10 protein-coding genes and 2 pseudogenes are annotated in these 10133 nt (G+C 73.6%); 7 read left to right on the top strand and 5 right to left on the bottom strand.

The genetic code is table 11. The annotated features are described in order from the left end of the window. The 4 genes and pseudogenes from AB0F10_RS41150 to AB0F10_RS41135 all read left to right on the top strand — a co-directional run. A pseudogene (locus AB0F10_RS41150) lies at nt 1-263 on the top strand (hypothetical protein); the annotation flags it as partial. Between the two features lie 158 nt (nt 264-421). Beyond that, nucleotides 422-637: a DUF397 domain-containing protein gene (locus tag AB0F10_RS41145; protein WP_360638671.1), complete on the top strand. Its 216-nt coding sequence runs from the start codon at nt 422-424 to the stop codon at nt 635-637. Nucleotides 638-826: 189 nt separating this feature from the next. Further along, complete coding sequence (locus AB0F10_RS41140) at nt 827-1387, top strand: flavoprotein (RefSeq protein ID WP_360638669.1); 561 nt, start codon at nt 827-829, stop codon at nt 1385-1387. An 8-nt stretch (nt 1388-1395) separates the two neighbouring features. After that, complete coding sequence (locus AB0F10_RS41135; RefSeq protein ID WP_360638667.1) at nt 1396-2193, top strand: alpha/beta hydrolase; 798 nt, start codon at nt 1396-1398, stop codon at nt 2191-2193. Between the two features lie 116 nt (nt 2194-2309). Here AB0F10_RS41135 and AB0F10_RS41130 read toward each other — a convergent pair. Both AB0F10_RS41130 and AB0F10_RS41125 read right to left on the bottom strand, forming a co-directional pair. Then, nucleotides 2310-2921 (bottom strand): annotated as a pseudogene (locus AB0F10_RS41130) (DUF1906 domain-containing protein); the annotation flags it as partial. 268 nt (nt 2922-3189) lie between these two features. Then, entirely contained in the window at nt 3190-3999 is an 810-nt protein-coding gene (locus AB0F10_RS41125; protein WP_360638663.1) for an isocitrate lyase/phosphoenolpyruvate mutase family protein, read from the bottom strand. 90 nt (nt 4000-4089) lie between these two features. On the opposite strand from AB0F10_RS41125, the gene AB0F10_RS41120 reads away from it, so the two are divergent. Further along, complete coding sequence (locus AB0F10_RS41120) at nt 4090-5076, top strand: alcohol dehydrogenase catalytic domain-containing protein (protein WP_360638660.1); 987 nt, start codon at nt 4090-4092, stop codon at nt 5074-5076. Nucleotides 5077-5080: 4 nt separating this feature from the next. Here AB0F10_RS41120 and AB0F10_RS41115 read toward each other — a convergent pair whose 3' ends face one another. From AB0F10_RS41115 to AB0F10_RS41105, 3 genes are all read right to left on the bottom strand, one after another. Further along, on the bottom strand, nt 5081-6013 hold the full coding sequence (locus AB0F10_RS41115) for a hypothetical protein (RefSeq protein ID WP_360638657.1): 933 nt from the start codon (nt 6011-6013) through the stop codon (nt 5081-5083). Nucleotides 6014-6107: 94 nt separating this feature from the next. Beyond that, nucleotides 6108-6650 carry a hypothetical protein gene (locus AB0F10_RS41110; RefSeq protein ID WP_360638654.1) on the bottom strand — a complete coding sequence of 181 codons (543 nt, stop codon included), beginning with the start codon at nt 6648-6650 and terminating at the stop codon, nt 6108-6110. A 23-nt stretch (nt 6651-6673) separates the two neighbouring features. After that, nucleotides 6674-7501: a PhzF family phenazine biosynthesis isomerase gene (locus AB0F10_RS41105; protein ID WP_360638651.1), complete on the bottom strand. Its 828-nt coding sequence runs from the start codon at nt 7499-7501 to the stop codon at nt 6674-6676. 228 nt (nt 7502-7729) lie between these two features. Between AB0F10_RS41105 and AB0F10_RS41100 the strand changes: the two genes are divergently transcribed. Both AB0F10_RS41100 and AB0F10_RS41095 read left to right on the top strand, forming a co-directional pair. Beyond that, the gene (locus AB0F10_RS41100) at nt 7730-9685 is read left to right on the top strand and encodes a transglycosylase domain-containing protein (protein WP_360638648.1); all 1956 of its coding nucleotides are present in this window, start codon (nt 7730-7732) and stop codon (nt 9683-9685) included. 35 nt (nt 9686-9720) lie between these two features. Continuing rightward, complete coding sequence (locus AB0F10_RS41095; RefSeq protein WP_360638645.1) at nt 9721-10023, top strand: hypothetical protein; 303 nt, start codon at nt 9721-9723, stop codon at nt 10021-10023. The last annotated feature ends 110 nt before the right edge of the window (nt 10024-10133 follow it).

Below are 10133 nucleotides of genomic sequence, written 5' to 3'. Positions count from 1 at the left end.
GGCCGCTCCTCGAGCGGCCGGTGCCCAACCGGGAGCGCATGTCGTACCTCTGGGTCGACGTGGGCCGGGCCTTCGAGCAGCTGGACCGCCGCCCGGAGGCGATCGAGGCGTTCCGGCACGCCGAGCGGGCCGCCCCGCTGCGGGTCCGGCTCAGCCCCGTGGTGCGCGACAGCGTCCTCGCGCTGCTGGACAAGAGCCACCGCCGGGCCGGCGGCGCCGATCTGCGCGGGCTGGCCGAGCGGTGCGGAGTCCTCGGTCGTTAGTGGGTTGCCAGGTGGGCAACCCAGGGCCGCCGCACGGACCCACGCTGGGAACCAGCACGGCGGTCTCCCCCGAGGCCGGCGAACCGGGCCGGCGAAGCCGTCGGCGCGGCCGTGCGATTTGTCAGAGTTGGTCCCGAACATGGAACGGAGATCTGACCATGAACATCCCCGAGGTGAATTCCGCGCTGTGGAAGAAGAGCAGCCGCAGCAACGGCAACGGCGGCAACAACTGCGTCGAGGTGGCGCTGCTCGGCGACGGCGCGGCCGTCCGCGACAGCAAGGACCCGCACGGCCCGGCACTCGTCTTCACGACCGCGGAGTGGGCCGCGTTCGTGGGCGGCGCCAAGGACGGCGAGTTCGACGTCGCAAGCTGATCGCCGATCGGCGCCGCTGACATGATCACCTGAGACGGCGACCCGAACCGGACGCCGCAGCGTCACTCGTTGCCGCGGGTGACCACCGAAGCGCATGGGGCCCTGGCCGGCAGTGCTCGACCGCAGCACCGCCGGATGCCGGGGCCCCACGCGCGGTAACCCCGCTGCTACCCACCGAGGAGACCGACTTTGACCTCGGCATCGCCTGTTCTCTATGCCGTCATCTGCGGCGTCAGCAACGCCGCGACCAGCTACGACTTCATCGCCGACACCATCGCGGACGGCTGGCGGGTGTGCGTGATCACGACTCCGATGGGTGCCCGGTTCGTCGACGCGGCGCACCTGACCGACCTCACCGGCCACCCGGTCCGGTCGGCGTACGCCAACCCCCACGATCCCGACGTGCTGCCCCCCGCCGACGCCTACGTGGTCGCCCCGGCCAGCTTCAACACCGTCAACAAACTGGCGAACGGCATCAGCGACACCCTCGCCGTCGGCGTCGTCTGCGAGGCGATCGGCAACCGGAAGCCGATCATCGTCGCCCCCTGGATGAACCGCGCGCTGGCCAGCTACGGCGCCTACGCCCGCAGCATCGGCTGCCTGCGCGCCGAGGGCGTCCGCGTCGTGCTCACCGACCAGACCAGCCCCAACCGCTCCCACCGCGACCCCGGCGGCTCGTTCCCCTGGAACGACGTGCTCGCCGAGGTCCGCAAGCTCCCCCACGATCTCTTCGGTAGAGCGTCACGTTGAATAGGCCGATGAAGAGAGCGGAGATCCACCGCGACGACGTCCGGCTGTCCTGCCTGGACGGCGGTTCGGGCCACGACGTGGTGGTGCTGCTGCACGGCCTGGCCGGAAGCGGCCGGGAGATGCGGGCCACGGCCGAGAGCCTGCTGCCGGGCCGCCGGGTCATCGCGATGGATCAGCGCGGTCACGGCCGCTCCACCCGCCGCCCCCGCGACCTCTCCCGCTCGGCGTACGTCGACGACGTGGTCGCCGTCATCGGTGAACTCGCGGGCGGCGGGCCGGTGACGCTGGTGGGCCAGTCGATGGGCGGACACACCGCGATGCTGACCGCCGCCCGGCATCCCGGCCTGGTGAGCGGGCTCGTGATGCTGGAGGCGGGCGTCGGCGGCCGCGACGACACCGACGACTATCCGGCCAGGCTGGGCGCCTGGTTCGCCTCGTGGCCGGTGCCGTTTCGCGACGCGCGGGCCGCGGCCGGCTTCCTCGGCTCGACCCCGATCGCGCGGTCCTGGGTCGACGACCTGGAGGAGCGCGCCGACGGGCTGTGGCCGCGCTTCGAGCCCGAGGTGATGCGGGCCGCCATCGAGCCGGTCGCGGAGTCGCCGCAATGGGCGCAATGGGCGCGGGTCACGGCGCCGACCCTGCTGGTACGCGGCGAGAACGGCACCACCACGGCGGACGAGGTGTCGCGCATGGTGGAGCTCCGGCCGGACGTCGAACACGCCGTCATCGCCGGCGCCGGCCACGACGCGCACCTGGAGAATCCCGGCGAATGGGCCCGGCTCCTGGGGAGCTTCCTCCGCCGCTGACAGAGGAACAGGTCGTCGGTCCTCGCCGTGCGGGCCGGCCCGTCCGACCAGCCGTTGCGGTTGAGGTCGCCCGATCTCGCGGCGGGCGGCGGCGCGAAGTCGACAGTGCTGCTGTCGATGTTGATCGGGACGCCGCCCCAGGTCTCGATGTGGTCGCCGGTGTGCTGCTTCATCCGGCGGTGCGGCCACCAGTGGCCGGCCGGGATCGCCGCGTCGATGATCGTGGCCGCGCGGTCCCAGCGGGCGAAATCCAGATAGTCCGGGCGGACGTAGCCGGGTGCGGCGTAGTTGGCGACCTGGTCAGCCACGCCGGAGCCCATGCTGCTGTAGAAGCCGGACAGGTAGCCGAGGTCGTGCAGCCGGGCGGTCCAGGCTCCCATGAACCCGAGCACGCCGGCGCGGCAGGCGGCGTCGCCGGTCCGGTACGCCTCCATGTCGTAGACCAGCACGCTCTGCGCGGCCAGGCCGAGCGCGCGCGCCCGCGCGGCGGCGTCCCGGGCGGCGGTGGCGCCCTGCGCGGCGGCCCGCGCGTTGTGGATCCGCTTCTTCTTCCTGGTGGCGAGGGTGCAGGAGGCCTGCGGTCCGACGTAGAGCGGGATCAGGTGCCAGCCGGCCGCGGCCTGGGTGCTGACCCAGCCGGCGGTGAGGTCGGCCTGGGTGCAGGCCCGGTTGTCGCCGCCGAAGTAGACGCCGACCGCCCGGTAGGGCGAGGCGAGCCACGCCGCCATGCTCGCACCGGACGGCGCCGTGCAGGTGTCGAAGGCGGAACCCTGGAAGGTGCCCGGCTGCACGGTCGGCGCGGCGGCGGTCGCGGCCGTCCGGGACGGTGCCGTCGCCGAGGGAATGGCGACCGCGGTGCAGAACATCGCAATCAGGATGGGATTGCGGTGCACCGGCGCCGGTTTCGGCATGACAACCTTCTCGGAGGGAAATACCCGAATATTGCCTGAACAATAGGTCCGGCATTGTGGGAATCACCAAACGGGTGACAGGACCTCAGGTGTCGATCTTATTGATCTCCGCGGTGATTTCCGGCTCCGGCCGATCCGTCAGCGTGGCGTAGACGGCCGGCGGCATCCGGTCGACCCGCTCGGCGTCGCCCTCCTCGGCGATCGCGCGGTAGGCGAGCGACGCCGCCCGCAGCGCGGCGAGCACGGCGGCGAGCGGGTGCAGCACCAGCCCCACCCCCAGCCCGGCCAGCTCCGCGCCGGTCAGGCGCCCGCCGCCGGTCGCGGCCTCGGATCGGCAGACGACCATGGGTACGCCGGGAAGCGCGGCCCGCAGCCGGCCGAGGTCGGCCTCGCGGACGCCCACGGGGAGAACCGCGTCCGCGCCGGCCGCCGCGTACGCCCGGCACCGCTCGAACGTCTCGTCGAGCCCCCGTCCGCCGGCCCGCGCGATGAGGACGACCTCGGGCACCCGCTCGACGAGCGCCGCGATCCGGGCCGCGGTCAGGCCGGCGTCGTCGCCGTCGTCGAGGCAGAGGCCGCTGATCCCGGCCCGCCGGTAGGCGAGCGCGGTCCACACCGCATGGTCCGGATCGTCGTAGCCGACGTCCGCGTCCGCCAGCAGCGGCACGCCGCCGAGCGCCGGCAGCAGGGTCGCCGCCCGGTCGGCGATCTGCGTGGCCGGGGCGAAGCCGAGGTCGGGCCGGCCGAGCATGGTGGCCGAGATCGCCGGCCCGGACAGGTGCACGGCCCGGTGTCCGGCCCGGACGGCGAGCGCGGCGCTGGCCGGGTCGTAGACGCCCGGTGCGTGCGTGACATGGCCGGCGACGAGCATCGCCCGCAGGTCGGCGGCGGTCATGGTCGGTGCGCCTCGGTTTCGTCCATGTCGCTGATCATGACTGATCCATCGTCGGCCCGCGATCCGGCATCACGGTGTTAGCGTCCATCCGTGACCGAGCTCAGCATGCGAGTGGCGCGCCTGCATGGCGCGGGCGACGTCCGGCTGCACACCGAGCGGCGCCCGGAGCCGGCCGGCGACGGCGACCGGCTCGTCGAGGTGACCTCGGTCGGATTGTGCGGCTCCGACCTGCACTGGTTCGCCGAGGGCGGCATCGGCGACGCCGTGCTCGCCCGCCCGCTGGTGCTCGGCCACGAGATGGCGGGCGTCATCCGCGGCGGGCCGGACGACGGCGTCGCGGTCGCGATCGACCCGGCCGTACCGTGCGGCGCCTGCGGATCCTGCCGGGCGGGGCACGGCAACCTGTGCCCGGACGTGATCTTCGCCGGGCACGGCTCCCGCGACGGCGGCCTGCGGGAGTTCCTGACCTGGCCGGCCGGCCGCCTGCACCGGCTGCCCGCCGGGATGTCCGCCGACGACGGCGCCCTGCTGGAGCCGCTCGGCGTCGCGCTGCACGCGCTCGACCTCGCCCACCTGCGGATGGCCTCGACGGTGGCGGTGGTCGGCTGCGGCCCGATCGGCCTGCTGCTGATCCAGTTGGCCTTCCGGCACGGCGCCACCCGGGTGCTCGCCGCCGAGCCGTTGCCGCACCGGATGGCGGCCGCGGCGCGGTTCGGCGCGGAGCCGGCCGGCGAGCAGGGCGTCGCGGACGTGGTCTTCGAGGTCTCCGGCTCGGACGCCGCGGTGGACGCGGCGCTGCGGCTGGCCCGGCCCGGCGCCCGGGTCGTGCTGGTCGGCATTCCCGATGGCGACCGCACCTCGTTCAGCGCGGGGCTCGCCCGCCGCAAGGGGCTGACGCTCGTGCTGGTGCGCCGGATGGGTGAGGTCTATCCCCGCGCGATCGACCTGGTCGCGCGGGGCCTGGTCGAGCTGGCGCCGCTCGTCTCGGACGTCTTCGCGCTGAGCGAGGTGACCGCCGCCATGGCCGCCGCGGCCGCCCGCACCGGCCTGAAGGTCGTCGTTCACCCGAACGGGTGATGCCTCAGTAGGTCGCCGTGTGCACCGAGGTGACGGCGCCGGAGGTGACCACGTCGTATCGGTCCCCGGCGCTGTCCCACCCGGCCGTGGCGAGCGCGGCGCCGGCCTTGACCTCGCGGTGGGTGTTCCCGTCGACGACGGCCGTGCCCGCGCCGCCGCCCAGCCGGAACCGGACCGGCGTGCCGGCCTTCGTGCGGACGACCAGCTCGCCGACCGGGCCGATCACCGAGAGCCGCACGGTGCCGTCCGGTTCGGGCAGCTGCAGCACGACGTGGGCGGTGCCGCCGTTGACCTCGATGCGGCGCAGGCCACCCGCCCGCATGTCGATGTTGCGCTCGGACGCGCCGCCGGTGAGCCGCAGGACCCACGCCACCTTCGCGTTGAGGCGGATCTCCGCGCCCGCGGTGCCGGCCTCGCCGGTCCGGGTCAGTTCGAGCCGCGAACCACGCTTGCCGTCGGTCACCACCGGAACCGCGCCGCGGTCGGCCGTCGCGATGTCGAACAGGGTCTCGCCGAGGTCGGCGCTGCTGACCCGCAACACGGCCGAGGCGCCGACCACCTCGAGGGTCCTGGTCCGCACCTTGCCGAGCGGCGCGGTCACCCGGTGCGCGGCGTCCGGCCACGGCTGGCCGGGCGGGCTGGACGACGGCGCCGCCGCGACGGTCTCCGCGCCGGCCGCCTGCCGGTAGGCCGGCTTGTAGGCGACCGTCTGTCCGAGGACGACACCGGCGGTCAGCGCGACGAGCGCCACCGTGAACACCCAGAGCCGCCAGGGGCGGCGCGGCCGGTCCTGGTAGACGATCACCGCGCGCGCGGCCACCGTCGGCGGCCTGGCGGACGGCGGCGCGGAGACGACGGGATGCACCTGGGTCGGCTCGTTACCCGGCGCGGGCGGCGGCGCCTCGAACCATCCCCGGCCGTTCTCGGACCCGATCACCGAGGCACCTCCGCTCACCACATGCCTGCCCGGCCCCCACGGTGATACGGATCATAGCCCGACGCGAATCGACGGTCATCGCGGTGCGGCCCGCTCAGGCGTTTGCCGCCGCGGCGGTGCTGCGCTCCGCCTCGGCGGCGGCGCGCATGCACTGCGCGAGCCCGGCGCCCTGGACGATCGACAGCACCGGGACGTGCAGTTCCAGGGCGAGGCTGTCGGGCCGGAAGCTGAAGTGCGGGCTGGTGGTGACCAGCCGGGCGACCGGCGCGCCCGCCTCGTCGACGACGGCGAACTTCCGCGCCGACCAGTTGCCCTTGGCGCTGAGGACGCGGCCGCCGGGCAGCGTGATCGTGGAACGCCCGGACAGGCCCCAGCCGCTGATCTTCAGGTCCAGGACCGGCTCCTGCCGCGGGCCGAGCACCCGGTAGGACCGTCCCCAGAAACCCACCCGAGATCCGGAGGCGAGCAGGCTCGATCCGGAGGGGTCGAGAATCTCGAAGCGGGCCCGCGCGGTCCAGTTGTGCCAGCGGATGGCGGCGACCGGCTCGCCGTCGCCGAGCATGACCGATGACGTGCTGCCGAACACCGCCCGGTCGGGAAGGACCAGGACGCCGGTGAATGGTTCGAAGGGGTGCATGACGTCGATTCTGGCCGCCGCGGTCAACCCGCGAGGTGAGTCGCGGCCGTCGCGCCGATCCGCACGGCGATGCCGGCGGGGGTGTCCGTGGCGGCGGCGCGGACCACGCAGGGCCGGCCGAGCGCGTCACCCTGGCGGACCTCGAGGCCGCCGCCCCGGCCCGTCGCGAGCAGGTGGGCGGCGAGGCAGCCGGAGCTGTTGGCGTTGACGACGTCCTCGCCGACCCCGATCGCCGGTGCGAACATCCGGGCGTCCGCCGACCCGCCCGCCGCCGACAGCGCGAAGGGGAAGCAGCCGAGCAGGCCGAGCCGGCGGCACTCGGCGGCGAGCCGGTCGAGGTCGGGCCTCATCGACAGCAGCACCCGGCGGTCGCGGACGCCGACGAGCAGCCGCGGCGTGCCGGGAGAGGCGATCCGCAGGTCGCCGGTGACGTCTGCCGGCGCGAGGCCGAGCGCCGCGACGACGCCGCCGGTGCCGCCCGCGTCCCGAAGCTCGATCGTGCCCTGGTCGAACCAGACCTCGATGCCCTCCGGCCGCCGGTCGGCCGTCGTCGCGAAGGTCCGGCCGCCGGTGCGCTGCCGCCCCCGGTGGTGGCTCGCGCCGCCCTGTTCCAGCAGGAACGCCTGCGCGGCGATGGTGCCGTGGCCGCAGTTGCGCAGCTCACCCTCGGCGGTGAAGAACCGCACGGCGGGCGCGCCACCGGTCGCGGTGTCGACGAACGCGGCGTGCGAGGTGCCGGCCGCGCGGACGACCGCGCGCCGCGCCTCGTCGGTGAGCGTGCCGTCGTCGATCACGACAGCGGTCGGGCTGCCGCCGCGCCCGTCGCGGGTGCACGCGTCGACGACGGCCATCGCTCCCCCTTGACCTGTCAGTGGGTGCCGGGAATCCGCGCCGCCACCTTCTCCGGTCGGATCGGAAGGAGAAGATGCTACGCGGGAGATCGAGACAAATCGCATCCGATCTCGTTGAACCTCCGCAGAGGCGCAGCTCAGGACGGGTTTCGAACGGGTTACGGCGGCTGACGCAAAGTAGTTCGCGGTTTTCGCCACCCGCCGGACGGTCGCAACCGTCTGCAAGACGTGTCTGATCAAACTGGCGAACACAGGGAGTCCGGACCGCGTCACCGGCGTACGGGCCGGGCGCGGCGCCTGCTGAAGTGGGCGACGGTGGTGGTCACGGTGTCGGCGGCCGCGGCCGGCATCACCGTGGTGGGCTACGTGCGGTCGGTGCCGCTGCCGGACGATCCGGTCGAGGTGCAGGCGTCGACGCTCTTCTACCGCGACGGCAGGACGATCCTGGCCCGGGTCGGCACGCAGAACCACAACGACGTGCCGCTGGCCGCGGTGCCGCTGCCGGTGCGGCAGGCGATCCTGGCCGCCGAGGACCGCGACTTCTACCACCACTCCGGATATTCGGTACGCGGCATCCTGCGCGCCGCCGTGGCCAACCTCGGCGGCCGGCGCGAGGGCGCGTCCACCATCACCCAGCAGTACGCCCGCAACGCGTTCCTGACCCAGGACGTGTCCCTGGACCGCAAGGCCAAGGAGTTCGCGCTCGCCGTCAAGCTCGAACGCAAGTTCACCAAGGACCAGATCCTCGAGCGCTACCTCAACACCATCTACTACGGCCGGAACGCGTACGGGATAGCGGCGGCGGCGTACGCGTACTTCGGGGTGACCACGGACCGGCTGACCGCCGCGCAGGGCCTGGTGCTGGCCGCCACGATCAAGGACCCGTTCGGCTTCGACCCGGCCAACGACGCGGCGGCGGCGCGGGAGCGCTGGACCTGGATCGCCGCCGCGGCACGGGAGAAGGGCTGGCTGGGCGGGAATCTGGCGTACCCGGCGGCGTCGGCGTCCCGGGCGGCCGACGCCGGGCCGAACGGCATCGTGATCGACCGGGTGGAGCACGAGCTGGCCGACCACGGCGTGACCTCGAGGGCGCTGCACACGCGGGGCCTGTCCGTCGTCACCACCCTGGACGCCCAGGCGCAGGCCGCCGGCCTCGCCCAGGTCGCCAGGCACCTGGCCGGGCAGCCCAGGGACCTGCGGGTGGCGCTGGTCGCGGTGGATCCGCGCAGCGGCGGGGTCCTGGCACACTACGGCGGCAAGCAGCGCGGCTATTTCGACGACGCCTCGGCCGCGCACCCCGCCGCGTCGACGTTCAAGCCGATCGTGCTGGCCGCCGCGCTGCGGGCCGGGATCAGCGCGCAGTCGCGATGGGACGGCGGCTCGCCGCGGCTGTTTCCGGGCCGGCTCGGCGTGCCGCTGCACAACCACGACGACATCCAGTGCCCGGACTGCACGCTGGAAGAGTCGATGGTCCGGTCCCTGAACACGCCGTTCTACGCCGTCACGGAGAAGCTCGGCGCGGACAGCGTCCGCAAGATGGCCCACGACCTGGGCATCCCGCCCGCCAACGGCGACACCCCCGCGCTGGTCGACGGCAAGGGCGATCCGCTGCCCGGGCAGACCCGCCCCGACATCGCGATCGGCCGCTATGCGGTCACGCCCGCGGACCTCGCCACCGTGTACGGCACGTTCGCCGGCGGCGGGGTCCGGCACCACCGGCACTTCGTCGAGTCGGTCGCGGGCCCGGGCGGGCGCCGGCTCTGGACCGCCGAGCCGCAGGACCGGAACGCGCTGGAGCCGGCCGTCGCCGCCGACGTCACCGCCGTGCTCGCCGCGGTCGTACGCAGGAACGGTTTCACGCCGGACCGGCCGGCCGCCGGCAAGACCGGCACCCAGCAGTGGGGCGACACCTCCGACAACCAGGACGCCTGGATGGCCGGCTACACACCGGAACTGGCCAGCGTGGTGTGGATCGGGAAGGGCGACCCCGGGCCGATCCGCGACAAGGCCGGGAAGGCCATCGAGGGCGACAACCTGCCGGCCCGGCTCTGGCGGGACTTCACCCGGGAGGCGCTGCGCGGCCGCCCGGTGACCGCGCTGCCCGAGCCGGCCGGCATCGGTCGGGCGGGCGCCTTCGACGTCACTCGTAGTAGTGAATCGACGCCGATAAGGCATTACCAGTGAATAGGGTGGACTCCTCAGGAGATTCTGGAGGTCACGTGCCCGTTGTCATGATCCTGCGTGTCAAGGCCGACCCGAACGCCCTCGAACGATTCGCCAACGCCAACGCCGCATTGATGGAGGGCGTCTCCGGCGCCGGGCAGGCCGTCGGCGCCACCCGGCACACCTTCGCCGCCGGCGACGGCGAGGTGCTCGTGATCGACGAATGGCCTGACGAGGCGACGTTCCAGAAGTTCTTCGAAAGCCAGCCCGACATACCGCGGATCATGCAGGAGGCCGGCGCCCAGGGCCCGCCGGAGATCACCTTCTACCGCAAGCTCGAAATCCCCGGCCAGTTCTGAACTGGACGAGGCCGACCTCCACCTGACCGCCCGCTGGCGGCAGGCCGGTCTGACCACCCGGCGACGGGACGGGGACAGAGCCGGACGCCATGACGTACTCCCATTCCCGG

It is taken from the genome of Actinoplanes sp. NPDC026623 (genome assembly GCF_040638275.1).
GTDB lineage: Bacteria > Actinomycetota > Actinomycetes > Mycobacteriales > Micromonosporaceae > Actinoplanes.
This window is presented reverse-complemented; position numbering and strand designations above follow the sequence as displayed.